The sequence below is a fragment of the Flavobacterium sp. HSC-32F16 genome, assembly GCF_024171645.1.
Taxonomy (GTDB): Bacteria; Bacteroidota; Bacteroidia; order Flavobacteriales; family Flavobacteriaceae; genus Flavobacterium.
The window spans coordinates 425908-446929 of sequence record NZ_JALKAC010000003.1; the positions used below are offsets into that span (position 1 = coordinate 425908).

At 35.9% G+C, this 21022-nt stretch carries 11 protein-coding genes; 1 reads left to right on the plus strand and 10 read right to left on the minus strand.

Annotated features, from left to right (window positions below):
• Positions 1–11 precede the first annotated feature (11 nt).
• The 8 genes from L1276_RS13090 to L1276_RS13125 all read right to left on the minus strand — a co-directional run bounded on the left by L1276_RS13090 (position 12) and on the right by L1276_RS13125 (position 12777).
• Positions 12–989, minus strand: a complete 978-nt coding sequence (locus L1276_RS13090) for a glycoside hydrolase family 43 protein (protein WP_253788464.1) — start codon at positions 987–989, stop codon at positions 12–14.
• A 109-nt stretch (positions 990–1098) separates the two neighbouring features.
• Positions 1099–2277: an aldose epimerase family protein gene (locus L1276_RS13095; protein WP_253788466.1), complete on the minus strand. Its 1179-nt coding sequence runs from the start codon at positions 2275–2277 to the stop codon at positions 1099–1101.
• 24 nt (positions 2278–2301) lie between these two features.
• Positions 2302–3324 carry a family 43 glycosylhydrolase gene (locus L1276_RS13100; RefSeq protein ID WP_253788467.1) on the minus strand — a complete coding sequence of 341 codons (1023 nt, stop codon included), beginning with the start codon at positions 3322–3324 and terminating at the stop codon, positions 2302–2304.
• 156 nt (positions 3325–3480) lie between these two features.
• On the minus strand, positions 3481–5292 hold the full coding sequence (locus L1276_RS13105) for a glycoside hydrolase family 2 protein (RefSeq protein ID WP_253788470.1): 1812 nt from the start codon (positions 5290–5292) through the stop codon (positions 3481–3483).
• Positions 5293–5696: 404 nt separating this feature from the next.
• The gene (locus tag L1276_RS13110; protein ID WP_253788472.1) at positions 5697–6749 is read right to left on the minus strand and encodes a glycoside hydrolase family 43 protein; all 1053 of its coding nucleotides are present in this window, start codon (positions 6747–6749) and stop codon (positions 5697–5699) included.
• 214 nt (positions 6750–6963) lie between these two features.
• Positions 6964–8136 carry a cellulase family glycosylhydrolase gene (locus tag L1276_RS13115; RefSeq protein WP_253788474.1) on the minus strand — a complete coding sequence of 391 codons (1173 nt, stop codon included), beginning with the start codon at positions 8134–8136 and terminating at the stop codon, positions 6964–6966.
• Between the two features lie 83 nt (positions 8137–8219).
• Complete coding sequence (locus L1276_RS13120) at positions 8220–9743, minus strand: RagB/SusD family nutrient uptake outer membrane protein (RefSeq protein WP_253788476.1); 1524 nt, start codon at positions 9741–9743, stop codon at positions 8220–8222.
• A 16-nt stretch (positions 9744–9759) separates the two neighbouring features.
• Positions 9760–12777 carry a TonB-dependent receptor gene (locus L1276_RS13125; RefSeq protein WP_253788478.1) on the minus strand — a complete coding sequence of 1006 codons (3018 nt, stop codon included), beginning with the start codon at positions 12775–12777 and terminating at the stop codon, positions 9760–9762.
• Between the two features lie 388 nt (positions 12778–13165).
• Here L1276_RS13125 and L1276_RS13130 point away from each other — a divergent pair, with 388 nt between their 5' ends.
• Positions 13166–17116, plus strand: coding sequence for a two-component regulator propeller domain-containing protein (locus L1276_RS13130; protein WP_253788480.1), 3951 nt, complete (start codon positions 13166–13168; stop codon positions 17114–17116).
• A gap of 331 nt (positions 17117–17447) precedes the next feature.
• Here L1276_RS13130 and L1276_RS13135 read toward each other — a convergent pair whose 3' ends face one another.
• Both L1276_RS13135 and L1276_RS13140 read right to left on the minus strand, forming a co-directional pair.
• Positions 17448–18953, minus strand: coding sequence for an aminotransferase class V-fold PLP-dependent enzyme (locus L1276_RS13135; RefSeq protein ID WP_253788482.1), 1506 nt, complete (start codon positions 18951–18953; stop codon positions 17448–17450).
• Positions 18954–18965: 12 nt separating this feature from the next.
• Positions 18966–20975 carry a cytochrome c biogenesis protein CcdA gene (locus L1276_RS13140; RefSeq protein WP_253788484.1) on the minus strand — a complete coding sequence of 670 codons (2010 nt, stop codon included), beginning with the start codon at positions 20973–20975 and terminating at the stop codon, positions 18966–18968.
• Between the last annotated feature and the right edge of the window lie 47 nt (positions 20976–21022).

The following is a 21022-nucleotide window of genomic DNA, read 5'->3' on the forward strand; positions in this document are numbered from 1 at the left end:
CTTTTTAATTACTAATTAACTTTTAGAAACTGAAAACTTGCAGGATCAGCGACTATTTTTCCATCTTTAAATTCAACTGAAATAATTCCGGCTTTTCTTGGAGATACCGCACTTTCATTAAAATGAGTATGCAAAATATAATGCATTTTATTGTTTTTATCCCAAAATACATCTCCGTGACCAATTCCATTTTGTTTCGTAATTTTTTTGCTGATGATTGGGCTGTCTACAGCTTTTATCCAAGGTCCAAGCGGATTTTTACTGGTTGCATAACCCACGGCATAATCAATATTTCTGAAATCATTTGCCGAATAAATCATGTAATACAAGCCGTTATGTTTTAAAACTGTCGGGCCTTCTGTAACCGGCCAGCTTACGTTTTGTGTGTTTTCCCAAGGTAAAATTCCCGAAATACATTCCGTTAAAGTTTCTGGTTTTATACTTTTAAAATCGTCATTGATTTCTGCTGCGAAAATTCGGTTTCCGTTTGTTAAACGAACATGATAGAGGTATTTTTTTCCATCTTCATCAATAAAAATAAACGGATCAATTTGGTTTCCGGTTTTAATAATCGGTTCTTTTAATTCGCTTTTAAATGGCCCAAGCGGACTGTCACTTGCTGCGACTGCAATATTTTCATTCGCAGTATAAATCATGTAAAATTTATTTTGATACGAAAGTATCTGCGGTGCCCAGAAACCTTTGTCACCAAAAGCATCTCCTTTTTTTAAAGCCAGACCGCCCTGCGCGCCATTTGGACCTTTCCAGTCTTTTAAATCTGTTGAGGTATATACCTGAAATCCTTCACCGTTTGGAAAATCTCCTGTTGTCGTTCCATATAAATAATAGGTTCCTTTGTTGTAAAATATAGTTGGATCGGCCAGTAAGATGGTATTCGATTTTACTTCTTTTGGTTTATCTGTGCTTTTTTCCTGCGAACAGGCTGTGAAGACACAGAGGGATGTTATTAAGGTTAGTATTTTTTTCATTTTATACGGATTTATGTTTTTTTTAACCGCAAGGATCACAAGGAATTATGCAAAGCACACTAAGGGTAAATGATTTGCGTTCTTTGCGGTTAAATTCGTTAAACTAATTCTACTTTTTCACAGAAAACTGATAATAAGAAACGGTATGATATTTTTCACCGGGTTTCAAAATAATCTGAGCAAATTTTGGCTGATTTGGCGCGTCTGGAAAATGCTGTGTTTCTAAAGCAAAAGCAGTTCTAAAATCGTCTTTTGCACCGGATTTAAATGTGTTTTTTGACTGCATAAAATTCCCGCTGTAAAACTGTAATCCCGGTTCTTGTGTAAAAATATCAAGCGTAATTCCTGATTTATCACCAGAAATTGTTGCCGCGTGATTTAATTCGTTTTTCTTGGTTCCGTTTAAAACGTAATTATGATCGTAGCCTTTCCCAAATTTCAACTGTTCATCTTTGGTTTCGATTCTTTCGCCAATAGTATGTTTTGAAATAAAATCAAAAGGGGTATTTTTCACTGCTTTTAATTCACCGCTCGGAATCAAACCTTCGTCAACCGGAGTAAATTCGTTGGCATAAATCTGTAATTTGTGATTTAAAATCGTACCGCTTCCTTCTCCATTCAAATTAAAAAAAGCATGATTGGTTAAATTGACAATTGTTGTTTTATCTGTAGTAGCTTCATACTCCATTTTAACCGAATTATCATCAGTAATTGTGTAAGTTACTTTTACTGATAAATTCCCAGGAAAACCTTGTTCCCTATCTGGCGAGACATAGCTAAAAACCAAAGTATTTTCATTTGTTTTTTCGGCATTCCAAACTACATCCTGAAAACCTTTTACACCGCCATGCAAGGCATTTTTTCCATTGTTTAACGGAACTTGATATTGTCTTCCTTCTAATGTAAATTTTCCTTTTCCAATTCGGTTTCCCACTCTTCCAATTGTAGCTCCAAAGTAAGGTTCTGTCGAAGTTTTAAAACCTTTTGCGCTGTTCATTCCCACAACAACATCGGTTGGTTTTCCGTTTTTATCGTTTACCCAAAGCCCAATTAGTCTTCCTCCGTAATTAGTAAAAGCGGCTTTGATTTCTTTGTTTTCTATCCAGTATAAATTGACTTTTTTACCATCGATTATCGTATCAAAATTTTTAGTTTCTAAAACGCTTTTTACTGAATCAGAAGTCATTTCTGAAGTTTCTTTTGAAGTTGTATTTTCTTTTTTATTGTCTTTACAATTGAACTGAAAAAGCGCCAGTAAAACGACAACTCCTATTTGGATATTTTTCATTTTGTGAATTTTAAAATGTTTGTATTATTTTGAAGGAATTGCCAGTTTCGTCTGTTCGCTTACAGGCTCTCCTAAAACCGGAAATCCGTTGGCATCCCAATTAATTTTCTGCATTCTTGGCGACCTTTTATTCCCGCATCCTTCTCCCGGATTTGAATTGGCGTGATACAAAATCCAGTCTTCTTTTCCGTCTGGAGATTTAAAGAACGAATTATGGCCCGGTGCATATACTTTATTTTTATCTGATTGTTTAAAGATGGGTTCAGGAGATTTTTTCCAGGCATTTGCATCTAATAAATTATCACCTCCGTTAAATGTTAATAATCCTAAAGAGTAAAAATCTGTCCAGCATCCGCTTGCCGAAAACACAATAAAAATTTTACCGTTTCTTTCTAAAAACTGTGGGCCTTCGTTTACGTTTACCTGTGGCGGATTTACATCATCATGCAGCGCTCCGTGTGTTTCCCAATCATTTGCCGGGGCAGAAATCATAACGCGGTCGCCTTCAATTTCAAGGGGATTTTTCATTTTAGCGATGTAAATGTTCTGCTGTCCGTTGATATCGCCTTCCCATCCGGCCCAAATCATATAGAGTTGATTATTATGTTCGAAGACATTTCCGTCGATTGCCCATTTGTCTGTTTTCGCAGCAATTTTTCCTTTAAATTCAAATTTTCCTTTAAACGGATCTGATGATTTGTTTTCTAAAACATACATACGGTGATTGTTATTATCACCATTATCTGCCGCAAAATAACAGTACCATTTTCCCTTTATAATATGAAATTCCGGTGCCCAGATTTCAGCTGAATAATTCGTTTTTTTCGGTGGTGTCCATATTACTTTGCTTTCTGCATTTTTAATATCAGACAAATCTTTTGTTTTCCACAAAACCAAACGATTTCCAAGCGTATTGGTGTAATAATAATATCCTTTATAATACGTGCTATACGGGTCTGCTCCCGCTGGCAGAATGGGGTTTGTGAATGTTTTTTGCTGAGCAAAACTCATTGTTGTGAGCAGGAAAAGAATTAGGTATTTTTTCATTTTAGTTTTTTTATTGTTGAGCGTGTTTTTTTAACGCAGAGACGCAAAGGTTTTTTCTCAGCTTTGTCACTTCAAAAGAAGCCGAAGTTCGCAAAGCTGTTTGTCATTTTGAGGAACTAAAAAACTATGTTTCTATGTGTTTAAAAAAATGCCTATTTAATGATTCAAAGCATTTATAACTTCTGTATTAATCTTATTTACGGCTTTGAAATCCATTTTATCTACTTTTCTGTCATAGGTCATGAAACCGTTTACTTCTCCTTCAACATCTGTAGTCTGCGTGTAAACCGCTGCCGAAAATCCTGTTTTTACATAATTTTTAAGGATTTGAGCGTATTTGATATATTCTGCCGTTACCTCAGTTTCATTTTTAAATTTAACATACCCCCAGTTGTCATTTGCTCTCCATAAATGTCCTTCTAACGGAAGACCAATTCCACCGTATTCGCCTAAAACGGTTACTCTTCTGGCATCATACAAATACATTTCCGGTCCCGGATAATTGTGTAAATCTAAAATATCTCCGGTTTGAAAATGATTCCCTCCGCTTGATGAATTTGTTAATCGGCTTGGATCGTGATTTTTGGTCCATTCGGTAATTTCGACTGTTTTAAATTGTCCCCAAGCTTCATTAAAAGGAACCCAAACTACAATACTTGGATACGAATACAAATGATCCATTATTTCTCGCCATTCTTTTTTGTAGATTTCTTCTGATTTTGGCGAACGCTGTAATTCTGTTCCGGTAAAATATTTTGTGTTTTGCCAAATCGGCTGCTCGTCTCCGCTTGGCATATCCTGCCACACCAAAATTCCTAATTGATCGCAATGTGTGTACCAGCGTTCCGGCTCTACTTTTACGTGCTTACGAATCATATTAAAGCCTAATTCTTTGGTTTTAATAATATCGTATTTCAAAGCTTCATCAGTTGGTGCTGTGTATAATCCGTCTGGCCACCAGCCTTGGTCCAAGGGACCAAATTGAAAATAATCTTTGTTGTTTAACTGCATTCTCATGATTCCGTTTTCATCTCGTTTAGATGAAATTTTTCGCATTGCAAAATAGCTTTTCACCTCATCAACCACTTTATTTTTGCTGATTAAACGAACTTTAGTCTGATACAAAAACGGACTTTCAGGCGACCATAATTTTGGGTTATTTAAAACAATATCATTGCTTTCACCAACTACGGCTTTTTCTGAAGCAATTTCTTTTCCTCCGTCAAAAACAGAAATTTCGATTAGATCTCCTTTTTCTGCTCCATTTATATAGGCTTTAATACTGATTGTATTTTGATCGATATTGGGTATTGTTTTTAGTTCTGTAATATTTTTAGCATTTACAGGTTCAATCCAAACGGTCTGCCAGATTCCGGTAACAGGTGTGTACCAAATTCCTTCCGGATTTTTGACTTGTTTTCCTCTTGGCTGAGGTCCGTCGTTTGAAGGATCCCAAACTTTTACGACTAGTTTTTGACTTTTCCCTTTTTGGATAAATGGTGTAATATCAAATGAAAATGCTGTGTAACCTCCTGTATGCGATCCTACTTTGACATCATTTATAAAAACTTCTGTTTTCCAGTCTACCGCTCCAAAATGTAAAAGGATATTTTTGCCGTTCCACCCTGATTCAATTGAAAAATTCGTTTGGTACCAAAGTTCCTTTTTTGCGCCGACTTCTTTCATCACACCAGACAGACTTGATTCTGCAGCAAACGGAACCAGAATCTGCCCGTCATATTTTGAAGGCGCTGTTTTGCCAAATTCCTGAATGGCATAATTCCATAATCCATTCAGGTTTTTCCATTGACTGCGCTCCATAATCGGACGGGGATATTCAGGCAGCGGTTTCTTTGCATCAACCTGTTCTGCCCATTTTGTTTTGATTTTATCTCCCTGAGGTTTCCATTGCGCATTTACTGCAAACATGGATAACAAGGCTAAAAAAAAGATGCTTTTTCTTTTCATATTCTATCTATTTGAGATTTTGCACTCATACGTTTTTTTGCTTTAAACTATATAAGTTATATAAGTTCATTTTAGCTTAAGTAACTGTTATTAGGCATCATTAAGAGAGTATAAGTTTTGACTTTCAAACTAAAACCAAACTTAATATGAACTTACATGACTTATATGATGAAAATATTTACTCTACTGTGAGATTTCTTCTAAATCAAAATGAATTACCAGACTTATATCCACATAAGTCTGGTAACTTCTCAAACACTTAAACTAACTTAACTAACCGTATTTTATCGGTAAGATGTAAAAGGTTAGATGTTAGATGGATTAATTTATTTCCGATTAAATAATCCATTTTTCTATTAACTCAAAAAAAGAACTCTAGTATCTAACCCTCAACCTCTTACTTTTTACTTTTTATTTCTAACATCTCTCACTATTCCAAATTTCTTTATTAAACTGTCGTATTCTTTTTTAGAGATTGTAATCATGCAGCCGTGGCGCACTTTTTCAGGTAAACTGTATTTATCCCAATCTGAGAAAAAAGTGTAGCCTGAGGCTTGATACCAAGGTCCGTTTAGGTTATCTGCGATTGATAATCCGTAAGAAACTCCAGGATATTGCTCGTAATACATGTACCATATTTTGTCATCTGGAGAAGGAATCAGCATTGGCGCTTCTCTAAAGTTGGGACTGATAGACTGCTGGGGTAAAGAATAAGGTCCTAAAAGGGATTTTGATTTGGCAATTCGGATGGTTTTTCCGGTTGTCCAATACAAAGTTGGGTAGGTTTCATCTTTTATAACGGCATAATACGAATCTCCGACTTTACGAATAAAAACATCAATAGTTCCCATATCCCAATCGAACAAACGATTTGGTGTTCCTTCAAAAGTTTTTAAATCTTTGGATAGAACATATAAAGTTCTCTGACTCGCCCAATAACGTTCTCCGTCTTCTTTTGTTCCTTCAAGATGCGGGGTATGCCACGTCATGATAAACTTTTCTGAATCTTTGTCGTAATATAATTTTGGAGCACCTATTCGCTGTAAAGCGTTAGAATAATCGGGTGTGCTTTTTAAATCCGGCGTATAATCTGAATGTTTTTTCCACGTAATTAAATCATCCGAAACCCAGATGTTAATACTTTTTGCATCGTCGCCTGTATTTCCTGCGATGTAATATTTTCCGTCCGGACCTTTGCAGATATCGGGATGCCCTTTGTAATCTTCAAAAACGCGTTTTCCGTTGTTGAGGTTTTCCCAATGTAAACCATCCAAACTTACAGAATAGTACAATCTGCCATAATCGTTATGTGTCATGTGCGCAAAAAGATAGGCTTCGTTTTTTGGTTTTTCATTTCCCTTAACTTGTCCGGGCGGATCTGGCTGTTGTGCTTTCGCAGAAATTCCAGTCAGAATTACCAGCAGAAAAAAGAGCTGTTTTATTGTGTATTTTTTCATGTTGCTAAAAGATTAAAATGTTTTTTGCCACGAATTCCACTAATTTTCACTAATTATTTTTTTGCCACAGATTAAAAGGATTAAAATGATTTATTTTTATTGTCCTTGAATTAATCGGATCAAACAGGTTTTCACTGATTTAATTTTTAAGTTGATTTTAATAAAATTGACCAGTGAAAATCCGTTTAATCTGTAAAATCTGTGGCCAATTATTCTACTTCTTATTCGCCTCAGAAGTCATCTTTTTGATTAAATCTGTTTCGGCTTTTATGTATGGCGTTCCGTCTGTGTGTAATACCTCGTGAAACCATAATTTTGGTTCTGAACTGTATTCTTTCGTCCAGCTGTCCCAGGCGTATTTGGTTTGTGTTTTTCCGTCAACAAATCCCCAGTTAATCATACCCACATTGTATTTTCTTGCGATTGGTAAAAACCCTTCGAAAGTACTTCCGTTTGGTCTTGCCATATATTCGGTACACAATAAAGGTTTTCCGTAACGTTGCAATTGTTTGATTACTTTTTCGAAATCCTGCGGTGTATTGTAATTGTGGAAAGAAACCACATCTGATTGTTCGATCTGCATTTTGTGCATTGGTTTCATTTTTGCTTCATCGCTCCAGTCTCCAACCCAAACTCCAGAAGTTAAAGGCTGTGAAGGATTGCTTTCTCTTGCCCACACAAAAACATTTTTTAGAAGAGGCAGAATTAAATCGACTTTGTTTTTGATTTCTACTTTTTCATAAGACGGTCCTGTCATATTATCCGGCTCGTTCCAAACGTCCCAGCCCAAAATACGTTTATCGTCTTTAAATTTGGCAACCGTTTCTTTTACATATTTCTCTAAACGAGGATATTGCGTAGAATCCTGCAGCACTTTTTGCCCCGGACTCTGCACCCAGCCTGAATTATGCTTAAATGGTTTTGGAGCGCGCTGTTTTCCTAAAGCAGGAAACGGGTCCCAGCAGGAATCAAATAAAACAAAAAGGGTTTTGATATGATGTTTGTCTGCGATTTCAAGAAACTGATCCATACGTTTGTAAAGTCCTTCTGCATCTTGCTTGTGCAATAAATCGTGCAGGTAAACGCGCATTACGTTCATGCCTAAATTTTCTGCCCAGCCCAATTCCTGATCGATTCTTTTGGGGTCAAAAGTATCTTCCTGCCACATCTCTAATTGATTTACAGCTGTGCTGGGATAATAATTTGCGCCCACTAACCAAGGCTGTTCTGCGTACCACTTATTAGCCTGGTCTTTTGTCCAGACTGCTCTTTTTTCGTTTACAGCAGTTTCATTTTTTTTCTCTTCAGAATTGCTTTTTTTGTTGTTGCAGCTTAGCAATACTAATCCTGCCAACATAAATGTCAGACACAATTTTACTTTTCTCATTATAAATTTTGTTATTATGAACAATCGTTCTTTATGATAAGGGAATCAGACTAATACATCTGATTCCCTCAAAAAATTCAGTTTTAGTATCCAGAGTTCTGCTCCAGATTTGGATTATTGTCTACATCACTCTGCGGAATTGGCATTCTATGATTTTTACCTACCGTGAAGTTTTTAAAATCGGAATCACGAAGTGTAATTTTATCAACCGCAGCTTGAGAATTTAAATCTTCCCAGCGTTTTAAATCTTCCCAGCGAACACTTTCTCCGCATAATTCAAGAACTCTTTCTGTTTTTAAACGCTCTAAGAATTTATCATGATCGTTTCCAATTTCAGGATGTGCCGCTGCTAAAGTGTTTAAGTTTACACGGGCTCTCACTAAATCAACATATTGGTAAGCATCCGCAGTATTTCCTAATTCATTTAAAACTTCTGCATAGCGCAATAAAATATCGCCGTAACGCACTAATCTGTAATTGACCTGGTTGTAATAATCTTCATTATTTCTGTAATAATCACGACTTCCTTTTCTAAACCATGCTTCATCATTATTCCATTCCCAGTTTCTATCGTATGTTTTGTCTCCAAAATCAGCTTGTAATTGAGGATAATATAAAGTCCATCTTAAACGAATATCCAGATTACCGTCTTTATTTTTTTCTTGTTTAAAAGCATTTACTAACCATAAACGTGCCTGCCCATCAGACCAGCCAATTCCTCTTGGTGCAAAAAACTGAGAACGGTTGCTGGAAACTGCTGCATTTTGCGCCTCATCTGTCCCCCCTTTTCTTTGATCTCCAAACTGAATTTCAAAAACAGACTCGCTGTTGTTTTCGTTTACATCTGTAAAATTGTCTCTGTAGTTAGATACTAAATTGTACTTTGCTCCTGCTCCATTAATTAAATATTCTAAAGCCGCTTTGGCTTCCGGCCATTTGTGCTGCTGCATATACGTTTTGGCAAGAAAAGCTTTTGCTGCACCTTTATCCGGTCTTCCTGTCTGATCTGATGCCCAATCTCTTGGTAAATCTTCATAAGCTTCGTTAAGGTCTTTTTCAATTTGAGTCCAGATTTCATCCACCTTTTTTTGCTGTGGTAAATCTGCCGGCGTAGAAGGATCTAAAACCAATGGAACATCTTCCCAGATTACGGCTGCATAATAGTAATGTAAGGCTCTGAAAAATTTAGCCTGCGCAATAATTTTCTTTTTATCATCTTCATTTTGAAAAGCAATATTCGGGACATTTGCTAAAACCTGATTACATCTAAAGATGGCTTTGTAGGTATCTCTCCATGTTACAGCATTTCCTTCCCAAAAATTATAATTGATGTAATTGAATCGTGTCCAGTCTGCTAATTCTGTCCACGGACTTACACTATATCCTTCATCAGAAGTCAAATCTAAACGGAAATACATCCATCTTGCCCAAAGACCGTCTTTATAAAACATGGCATAAATTGAGTTTACACCGGCTTGTGCATCACTTTCAGTTTTCCAATATTGATCTACTGTTATATCATTTGGGCTGTTCAAATCCAATTCGTTTTCACAAGCTGTAAAAACCAGACCCAGAAAAGCTGCTGTTATTATTATTATTTTTTTCATTACGCTGTTTTTTAAATTAAAAGCTAAACTCTACACCAAAAGAATATGTCTTAAGATTTGGAAAAGAACCATTATCAACCCCTCTTTCAAAAATTCTATTATCGCCGGTATTACTAAACTCCGGATCTAAACCTTTGTATTTAGTAATCGTAAGGATATTTTGTGCTGATAAGGTTAATCTTGCTCTTGTAATTCCTGAATTTTTTAAAACACTGTCTGGCAGATTATATCCAAACCCTAAATATTTTAGTCTGATAAAATCACCGCTTTCTAAGAAACGGTCGCTGTCTCCTCTTGAGTTTAAAGTTGAACCTTTTGTAATTCTAGGAAAATCAGTATTTGGATTTTCCGGTGTCCAAGGCTGAATACCTGTTCTGTAATTACTGTTATCGTCAAAACGATCTACAACGCTTCTAAATCCATTATAAACAGCAGCTCCGTGTGAAGCGATCCAGTTCATAGAAAAATCAAAACCTTTGTATTCAGCTCCGGCGTTTAATCCCATTTCAAATTCCGGCCATGGACTTCCCACAACAGATTTGTCTTCATTTGTAATTTGCCCGTCACCGTTCACATCTTTAAAACGAATATCTCCCGGAACCGCATTTGGCATAATCACTTTTCCGTCTGCGTTTTTGTAGTTCTGAATTTCTTCCTGAGACTGGAATAAACCATCTGTCTGCAATACATACCACATTCCTACCGGTTGTCCGCTTCGGGTCATGGTGTTTCCAATAATATTTTCATTTTGGCCATTCCCCAAAGAAACCAGCCTGTTGTTTATTTTTGTAAAGTTTACCGAAGCATTGAATGAAACTTCATTGATTTTTTTGCTGTAAGCCAATTCTAATTCAAAACCTTTATTTTCTACAGTTGCGGCATTAGAAATTGGATTTCCGCCATCATTTCCTGTAGTTAATAAAATTGGAAAACCAAACAATACATCTTCTGTACGGGCAATAAAATAGTCGGCAGTAAGGCGCAGATCATTATTTAAAACCCCTAAATCTAATCCTATATTGGTTTGTTTCAATTTCTCCCAGCGCAATTGCGAATTTGATAATTTTACCTGAGCTGCTGATGGATATAAGTTTTGGTCATTACCTAATACAATTTGTCCGAAATTATTAATGAAACTTCTTGACTCGTATTCTCTGATATTTCCAGAACCCAATTCTCCATAACTTGCTCTTAATTTTAAATCTTTAATAAATTCTGATTTAAAAAATGATTCGTTGCTTATTCTCCATCCTGCAGAAAGTGACGGGAAATTACCCCATTTATTTCCATCGCTGAATTTTGATGAACCATCACGTCTTATTACAGCATTAAATAAATAACGATTATCGTAATTGTATTCTAACCTTCCTAAATATGATGTTAAGGCGGCTTCGTTTATAAAACCTCCAACTACCGGCGAATCTCCCTGATTTAAAACTTCATAATACTGCCCTGTTCCAGAATTCATTGGCAGATTTCTCTTGGTTCCATAAATCTGATTGTAAGTATCTTTTTGGAACGTCTGACCTACTAAAACCGTAATATCATGTTTGCCAAATTCTTTTTTGAAAGTCAGCGTATTTTCAAACAACATTGTTTCAGATCTTCCTTTATTCTGATCTGTCTGAGATGGATCCTGGGGCTGATTTAATGTCCAGCTTCCTTTTTTTCTCAGGTATTTATAAGAATCAAAACTAGTTTCATATCCAAAATTGAAGCGGTATTTCAACCAAGGCACAAATTTTAATTCGGACCAGATATTTCCTCTAATCCTAAAATTTTCGTTTGTTACATTAGAAAAATCGGCAAGAGCCAAAGGATTTGTTCCAAAAGTATCTGCAACGCCTTGTTTTCCGTATCCGTATCCGCCTGGATTAGAAGCATCGTAAAGGGGAATTGTTGGTGTCATTCTGTAAACATCAATAATTGGATTTCCAGACATTTCATCTGTTTTAGAATTACTGATGGCTAAGTTTTCTCCAATACTGAAAATTCCTTTTGTACCGCTTGAGTTTACACGAAATGAAATTCTGTCAAAATCAGTTCCGATTACGGTTCCTTCATTTCCAAAATAATTTCCAGACATGAAGAATGTAGAATTATCGCTTCCGCCAGAAAAACTTGCATTATAATCCTGAATCATTCCTGTTCTAAAAACGGCATCCTGCCAGTCTGTATCAACAGCCATATTTAGATTTTGTCTCGGAAGTCCGGCATTATCATATGCCATATTGTTATATTTGGCAAACTCTTCGGTTCCCATTAAATCATAACGAGGCATTACTGTAAAACTTGATTTTGCAGAAACTTCAACTTGCAGCGGTCCTTTCTTACCTTTTTTAGTCGTAATGATAATTACACCATTTGCTGCTCTGGAACCGTAGATAGCTGCAGCAGAAGCATCTTTTAAAACCTGAATCGACTCGATGTCATTTGGGTTAAAATCACGATTTGCCGTTGTTACCAAACCATCAATTACATAAAGCGGATTGGCATTTTGAAGGTTCTTCAATCCACGAATTTCAATATTGGCTTCCTGCCCCGGACGTCCGCCTCCGCGAACTTTTACTCCCGTAACTAAACCTTGTAATCCGTCAGCAACTGTAGTTACCTGTCTTTTTTGAATTTCGGCAGCTTTTACCAGCGCAACGGCTCCTGTAAGGTCTTTTTTCTGCTGCGAACCGTATCCTACCACGACAATTTCGTCCAGTTTTGTAGCATCTTCTCCTAGAGAAGCATTTATTGTCGTTTTGCCATTAATTGCGATTTCGGTTGTTTTATAACCCTGCGAACTAAAAACCAGTGTCTGGTCTGAACCAGCGGTAATTTTATAAGTCCCATCGAAATCTGTAACGGCGCCATTTTTAGTGTTTTTGATGACAACGTTAGCAAACGGAATGGGTTCTCCTGTTGCAGAAGCTACTTTTCCGGTTATGGTTATTTGCTGTTGTGCATACGTTTGTTGTAATAATAAACTAAAGAAAAACAAGAGGTAATATCTCTTCTTTAAAATTTGAGTGATCTTTGTTTTCATTGATTTGTCATTTAGATAGTTTTCTTTTTTGGTTGGTTTTGCAATTGTTTTACTACTTCTAGTCGGATCTAATGCGAGCAAAAAAGCAAATACATTTGCTCATTGTTAATAATTCGTTCATTTTGTTTCAAAATTGTTAATGAAATATTTTTTTTAAACTTAATTTTATTGATAGTATATTTTTTAGCGTAAAAAAACATCAATATCGTTTATTTAAAAAGTCAAAGTAGATGATTTTAATTCAAAATAAATTGATTCATTTGTGTCAATTTCTATCTCAAATGATTCAAATTGTATAAAAAAGACCAGAAAAATAGTGACTTGCAACATTTTGTTGAATATTGACACGATTTGAATATGTCCTTGTTTTATCCTAAAAAACACAACTATGCGTAAATTCTTTCTTTTTGCATTTTTTTCGCTTTTTTCAATAAATTTTATTGACGCACAAGAATATTATTTTAAACATTTTCAGGTTGAAGAAGGACTTTCTAATAACACCGTTTTGACTTCTTTACAGGATGAAGACGGCTTTATGTGGTTTGGTACAAAAGATGGTTTAAACCGATTTGACGGTTATCGTTTTAAGACTTACAGAAGCAATGCCGACCCAATTCATAGTTTAGGAAGCAATTATATTCAGTCTTTACATGAATATAAAGGTGTAATTTGGGTAGGAACTGATAAAGGTTTGTATAAATACGATAAAAAAACAGATCAGTTTACGGTTTTAAATGAGGCGATTAATGACCGTATCAACGATATTAATCATGATAAAAACGGAAATATCTGGTTTATCTCCGGAAATATTCTGTATAAATATTCGACAACAAAAAAGGAAACCAAAACTTTTAACCCGAATAAATATTTTATAGCCACGTCGATTTCCAGAGATGCGGAGGGACAAATCTGGGCTTCTTCCTTAAATAAAATTTATCGTTATTCTGAAGAAAATCTTTCGTTTGAAAATATCCCGATTATGCCTCCGGTTGGTTCATCCAATTTTAGAATTACCACGATTTACGCTTTAGATAAAAATAATATCGTAATTGGCACACAAGACGACGGAGTTTTACTTTATAACATTCCTAATAAAACAAATTCGAGTTTAGAATTTTCGACAAAGAAACCGGTTTATGTCCGACAATTTAAAAAGAGAGGAAATGATGAACTTTGGATTGCAAGCGAATCTGGAGTTTATGTTTATAATCTGAAAACTAAATCAAGCATTAATCTCAAAAAAAATTACAACGATCCGTATGCCATTTCAGATAATGCGGCCTATTCTATTACAATCGATAAGGAAAACGGAATTTGGATTGGAACGTATTTTGGCGGAATCAATTACCATCAAAAACAATACACGCAGTTCAAGAAATATTTTCCGCAGAAAGGGCAAAACTCTATCAGCGGAAGCGCCGTAAGGGAAATTCATAAAGATGATAAAGGCGATTTGTGGATTGGAACTGAAGATGCGGGTTTAAACCGATTTAATCCAAAAACACAGCAGTTTACATCCTATTTACCAAACGGAAGCAAAAGCACTGTTTCGTATTATAATATTCACGCTTTGATGCCCAGAAAAGATAAAATCTGGGTGGGAACTTTTGAGCATGGTCTGGATGTTTTAGACCGAAATTCGGGTAACGTTGTGCGACACTATAGTGCTAATAATCCGGCGTCTGGATTGCGCAGTAATTTCATTTTTTCTTTCTATGAAACCAAAAAGGATGAATTGATCGTGATTACGACAATGGGACTTTATTTATACAATGAACAAAATGACAATTTTGAAACTTTAAAAACTTTTCCCGAAACCACGCATTATACGACTTATAAAGAAGACAGCGACGGAAATCTCTGGGCAGGAAGTTATCGTGATGGTTTGTTTTATTACAATCCGAAAACTAAAAAGAAAGAGGTTTTTATTTACGATTACAAAAATCCAAACGGAATCAGTAATAATTCGATCAATTATATTTTTGAAGACAGTTTTAAAAATTTATGGTTTGCTACCGAAAACGGACTGGATTTATTTGATAAAAAAACAAGGACTTTTAAAAAATTTACAACTAAAAACGGATTCCCAAGTAATGTTGTGTATTCGATTTTAGAAGATGAAGCTAAAAATTTATGGCTTACAACTTCTAAAGGTTTGGTGAAATTTGGCCCGGATCATAAAAGCATTAAAATTTATACAACGGCAAATGGTTTATTGAGCGATCAGTTTAATTATGCATCGGCTTTTAAGGACTCTAACGGCGATATGTATTTTGGAAATTTAAACGGAATGATCAGTTTCAACCCGAAGAACTTTACCAAGAATAAATACACGCCTTCGACTTTTATTACCAATCTTCAAATCAATAATAAGGATATTGATGCCAATGAAAATGATTCGCCTATAAAACAATCTATTGCGCATATTGACGAACTGGAACTTAACAACAGCCAATCGTCATTTAATCTTGAATTTGCTTCACTAAATTATACCGCCCCAGAACTTACTGAATATTGGTATAAATTGGAAAACGTAAATAATGACTGGGTTTATCTGGAACGCAACAATAAAGTTTTCTTTACGGAATTGGCGCCCGGCGATTATGTTTTTAAAGTAAAATCACTGAATAGTTTTGGTGTTTGGAGTAAAGAAGTGGAATTAAAAATCAGGATTCTGCCGCCGTTTTGGGCGAGTTCTTATGCGTATTTTTTCTATTTTCTGCTGATATGCGGTTCGTTTTATTACATCATTCGTTATTCGCAGAATCTCACGCAGATTAAACATAACCGAAAAATAAAACATTTAAACGACGAAAAAGAGAAAGAAATCTATCAGGCCAAAATTGATTTTTTTACCAATGTAGCGCACGAAATCAGAACTCCTTTGACATTGATAAAAGGACCTTTGGAAAAACTTTTGGTAATGGATCACATATTGCCGGAAGTACCTCAGAATCTTTCGATAATGAAGAAAAATACGTCTCGTTTATTAAAACTGGTAAACGAATTACTGGATTTTAGAAAGTCTGAAATTGGCGGTTTGAAACTCACTTTCGTGGAAGCGAATATTTCGTCGATGGCTCGGAATTTACATTTGAGATTCAGCCAGTTGATTGAAGAAAGAGGAATTGAATTTGAACTGGAACTGGGCGATAAAGATATTTTTGCTTTTGTGGATAAAGAGGCTTTCAAAAAAATCCTGAGCAATTTGATGAGCAACGCCATAAAATATTCTACAGATAAAGCTTCGATTACGCTTTTTAGAGATGAAAAGAAACTGACTTTAATTGTAAAAAATGACGGAAATCTGATTCCATTTCATTTAAAAGATAAAATTTTTGAGCCGTTTTTCAGGGTTGATAATATGGATACGACTTCTGGAACTGGAATTGGACTTTCGCTGGCACATTCGTTAACGCAATTGCATAACGGAAATCTGCAGGTAATTCCGGATTCAAAAGTGAATATTTTTGAACTTGTGGTGCCGCTTCGTCAGGAAGAAGAATTTATGTTTTATAATGAAACAGAGAAAGACGAAATTGAAGCAGAATCTGAAACTGTAGAAATCGAAAACAAACACGAAAAAACACAGCTTTTAGTAGTGGAAGACAATGAAGACTTATTGAATTTTATTACGGCCGAATTAGCTCCGTTTTACACGATTTTAAAAGCGGATAATGGAGAAAATGCTTTAAAAATAATTCATAACGAGAATATTCAGTTGGTTATAAGTGATGTTTCGATGCCTGTTATGGACGGAATTACGTTGTGTAAAGAGATTAAAACCAACTTAGAAACGAGTCATATTCCGGTGATTTTGCTTACCGCCAAAAACTCGCTGAAATCGCAAATTGACGGTCTTGAAGTGGGTGCCGATGCCTATATCGCTAAACCTTTCTCAATGGATTATTTAAAAGTTCAGGTGAACAATCTAATCGAAAACAGAAAGCAGATTATGAATTATTATGCGAGTTCTCCGCTTTCACATATTAAAAGCATTGCGCACAACAAAACCGACGAAAAGTTCCTGAAAAAACTAGACGAAGAAATCCTGAAAAACATCATGGATTCTGATTTAAGCGTTGAATCTCTGGCTGAAATCATGAATATGAGCCGTTCGACTTTGTATCGAAAAATTAAAGACATTTCAAATTTGAGTCCGAATGAATTGATCAATATCGTCCGTTTAAAACGTGCTGCTGAACTGCTTTTAAATGAGAATTACAAAATGTATGAAATCGCCGAAATGGTGGGTTATAAATCGCAGACGAGTTTTGGACGTAATTTCCAGAAGCATTTTACGATGACGCCTTCGGAGTATATTGCGATGAATAAATAGTTTTTGTAGAGACGCACAGCAGTGCGTCTTATGCGCAAAGTGATATATGTTGAGGTTACGTTGTGTTAGACGCACTGCTGTGCGTCTCTACATAACAAAAACTGGATATATTTTATTTAAAAAAAATCAATTGCCTCCAGCTTTAGCTGGAGGTTAAATTTTGAAAAATATGAAAGGCTTTAGCCGAACTTTGAGTTTTTGGCTAAAGCCTTTTTGACTACAGATTTCTATTCCTCCAGCTAAAGCTGGAGGCAATTAAATACATTTATTTTGTGATATACGTTGTGTAGATGCACAAGAGTACGTATTATGTTCAAAGAATTTAAATAATCTACAAAGAAAACCATTCCTTAACATCGTCTTCAATGGTTTCTTTTACCAAAAGATTATCAAATTCGTTGGTTACAGGATTATATTGATACGCTTTCTGCCAATCCTGAATATTTAAAACGATTTGTTCAACGGCTTTACAAATAAACAAAAGTTCTTCATTTTTCATTGTTGGATGAAGTGAAACCCTTACCCAGCCCGGTTTTTCGGTTAAATTTTTCTGAAGGATTCCGTTTGTGATTTCGGTAGATTTTTCTTCGTCAATATTCAATAAAAAATGAGCGTATGTACTGGCGCACGACCACCCGCCACGAACCTGAATTCCGAAACGGTCATTTAACAATCGTACAATTAAATTGTAATGAATGTTCTCGATTGTAAAAGAAACACAGCCAATTCTTTCTGTTTTTAAATCTCCCAGAATTCTTAACCCATTTATTTTCTGCAATTCAAAAAAACAGAGATCCAGCAGTTCTTTTTCTCTGTTTTTCATGTTTTGAACATTCATTTTATTTTTCAATTCCAGACACAAAGCGGTACGCATAACCTGCAGAAATCCCGGTGTTCCTCCATCTTCTTTTACTTCAATCGCATCGCTGTAATGATAACCGCCCCAAGGATTGGTACATTTTACATTGCCGCCGCCCGGATTATCCGGAAAATTAGATTGATATAATTTTGCATTGAAAACTAAAATGCCGCACGTTCCAGGTCCGCCCAAGAATTTATGGGGCGAAAAGAAAATCGCATCCAATTGTTCTTCGGGATCTTCCGGATGCATATCGATTGCAACATACGGCGCCGACGCTGCAAAATCTACGAAACAATAACCGCCGTTTTGATGCATTATTTTGGCTAATTCATAATAGGGCGTAATAATTCCCGTAACGTTTGAACAAGCGGTAAATGAGCCAATTTTAAGCGTTCGGTTTTCGTATTTTTTGATTTCTTCGGCCAATATCTCTGGATCGACTAAGTTGTCTTTTCCACAGGGTAAAACCACAACATCGGCAATGGTTTCGTACCACGGAACCTGATTGGAATGATGCTCCATGTGTGTGATAAAAACTACCGGCCTTTCATCCTCAAAATTGATTTTTACATTGAAAATGTTGTCCTGAGAACGCAGTCCCATAATGCGCTGTAATTTATTTAATGCAGCCGTCATTCCGGTTCCCGTTGCTACAAGGCAATCTGAATCATTTGCATTTATATGTTTCTTAATCAATTCTCTTGCGTACTGATAGGCATAAGTCGAAGCTTTTCCGGTCTGGCTGGAAAACGAATGTGTATTGGCGATCATTGGGCCAATTTTACGAAGCATATTATCTTCAATCGGGAAATATAATCTTCCGCTGGCAATCCAGTCGGCGTAGAGAAGGTTTTGCTCTCCGTAAATCGATTTGAAACTGTGATTGACTCCAATTGTATTTTCTCTGAATTCAGAGAAATAATTTTCAAGTTCGCTTGGTTTTGTTTTCAAAATAGTATCCATTTCATTTATCATCGTAAAAACATTTTACTTTTTAAAGTTTTTAATACCGCTTTGAAGCCAATTGTAATATTCTTCAATATCAGGATTATACGCTGAGGTTTCTGTTAAAGAATTACTTGCATGATCTACAATTACATAAAACGGCTGTGCGTTTGCTTTATAGGTTTTAATCTGTAAATCGCTCCATTTGTTCCCTATGGTTTTTATTTTTTTTCCGGTTGTTTCAGAAACATATTGTTCACTTTCTGGCAGTTCTTTTTTATCATCAACATAAAGCGAAATCAAAACCACATCATTATTTAAAACACCTAGAACTTTAGCGTCTGACCAGACTAATTCTTCCATTTTTCGACAGTTTACGCAGGCATATCCGGTAAAATCCAATAAAACAGGTTTTCCAGCTTTTTTGGCAAACTCCATTCCTTTGTCGTAATCGTGAAAAGTGATGATATTCTGCGGACCGTATTCTGCGCCTTCCGGCAAAGCAGCTTTCGTTGTTTCGGCTGTATTTTTAACGCCTAATCCGTCTGGAGATTCGCTGTAATGCATTGGCGGAGGAAATCCGCTGATTAATTTAAGAGGTGCGCCCCAAAGCCCCGGAATTAAATAAATGGTGAACGTTAAAACGATCAATCCGAAACTTAATCTTCCTACCGAAATATGATTTAAAGGCGAATCGTGAGGTAAAGTAATTTTTCCGAATAAATAAAAAGCCAAAGCTCCAAATACGGCAATCCAAATGGCAAGAAAAACTTCTCTTTCTAACCAATGCAATTGCAGCACCAAATCGGCATTAGATAAAAATTTGAAGGCTAAAGCCAATTCTAAAAAGCCTAAAACCACTTTTACGGTATTCAGCCAGCCGCCTGATTTTGGCAATGCATTTAACCAGCCCGGAAAGGCGGCAAATAATGAAAACGGTAATGCAATGGCAATCGAAAATCCTAACATTCCAACGATTGGCGCAATACCGCCTTTTGAAGCGGCTTCGACTAATAATGTTCCTACAATTGGTCCTGTACAGGAAAAGGATACAATGGCTAAAGCCAAAGCCATAAAGAAAATCCCGATTAATCCGCCTCTATCTGCCTGTGAATCGACTTTATTGGCCAATGCATTTGGAAGCATAATTTCGAAAGCACCCAAAAATGAACAGGCAAAAACAACTAATAAAATAAAAAAAATCAGGTTGAACCAAACGTTAGTTGAAAGCGCATTCAGCGAATCGGCACCAAAAACTGCGGTTACGATTGAACCTAATAAAACGTAAATAATTACGATAGAAAATCCGTAAATCATGGCATTGCGAATTCCCGCTGCCTTGGTTTTACTCTGTTTGGTAAAATAACTTACCGTCATTGGAATCATTGGGAAAACGCAAGGCGTTAAAAGCGCCGCGAATCCGGATAAAAAGGCAACAATAAAAATACTCAGCAATCCTCTGGATTCTTCTTTCTTAACGGGACTAACCGCTGCTTTTTCTGTTTTTCCAGCTTTATCAACGGCTTTTACAAAGGTTACATCTTCGGCAATAGCCGCATCATTTTTTACGGCTGGAATTTCTTCGGCGGAAGCCAGTGTCTTTTCTGCCGGAATTTTAAAAGTTAATTCTTCTGTAGACGGCGGTAAACAATTACTGTCATCACAAACCATAAAATCAACATCGGCGGTGATAATGGAAACATCTGAAGTAAGTTTTATTTTTTGCGTAAAAACAGCTTTGTCTTTAAAATATTTGATTTTCATATCGAAGATTTTATCAATCGTTTCATGCCCTTTTTCTTCGGTTGTTTTTCCTGCTAATTCGAATTTGCTGGAAGTATTTTTAAAGGTAAAAGCAGTTGGCGACGGACCGCCTTCTTCAATATATTGTCCGTACAAATGCCAGCCCGATTGTATTACGGCTTTGGCTTTTAAAATATATTCTTTATCTGAAATTTTCTCGACCGAAGTACTCCATTTTACCGGATTATACATTTGTCCAAATATGCTTCCGGAGAACATTAAAAGGAACATTATTATAGTATTTTTCATTTTTTTGATTTGATATTTTACAAAAAAGAGCTGTCGGCAAAAACAGC

Excerpts from the sequence above, each read along its gene's own strand:
- L1276_RS13090 (WP_253788464.1), bottom strand. The coding sequence starts at position 989 with ATGAAAAAAATACTAACCTTAATAACATCCCTCTGTGTCTTCACAGCC.
- L1276_RS13095 (WP_253788466.1), bottom strand. The coding sequence starts at position 2,277 with ATGAAAAATATCCAAATAGGAGTTGTCGTTTTACTGGCGCTTTTTCAG.
- L1276_RS13100 (WP_253788467.1), bottom strand. The coding sequence starts at position 3,324 with ATGAAAAAATACCTAATTCTTTTCCTGCTCACAACAATGAGTTTTGCT.
- L1276_RS13105 (WP_253788470.1), bottom strand. The coding sequence starts at position 5,292 with ATGAAAAGAAAAAGCATCTTTTTTTTAGCCTTGTTATCCATGTTTGCA.
- L1276_RS13110 (WP_253788472.1), bottom strand. The coding sequence starts at position 6,749 with ATGAAAAAATACACAATAAAACAGCTCTTTTTTCTGCTGGTAATTCTG.
- L1276_RS13115 (WP_253788474.1), bottom strand. The coding sequence starts at position 8,136 with ATGAGAAAAGTAAAATTGTGTCTGACATTTATGTTGGCAGGATTAGTA.
- L1276_RS13120 (WP_253788476.1), bottom strand. The coding sequence starts at position 9,743 with ATGAAAAAAATAATAATAATAACAGCAGCTTTTCTGGGTCTGGTTTTT.
- L1276_RS13125 (WP_253788478.1), bottom strand. The coding sequence starts at position 12,777 with ATGAAAACAAAGATCACTCAAATTTTAAAGAAGAGATATTACCTCTTG.
- L1276_RS13130 (WP_253788480.1), top strand. The coding sequence starts at position 13,166 with ATGCGTAAATTCTTTCTTTTTGCATTTTTTTCGCTTTTTTCAATAAAT.
- L1276_RS13135 (WP_253788482.1), bottom strand. The coding sequence starts at position 18,953 with ATGATAAATGAAATGGATACTATTTTGAAAACAAAACCAAGCGAACTT.
- L1276_RS13140 (WP_253788484.1), bottom strand. The coding sequence starts at position 20,975 with ATGAAAAATACTATAATAATGTTCCTTTTAATGTTCTCCGGAAGCATA.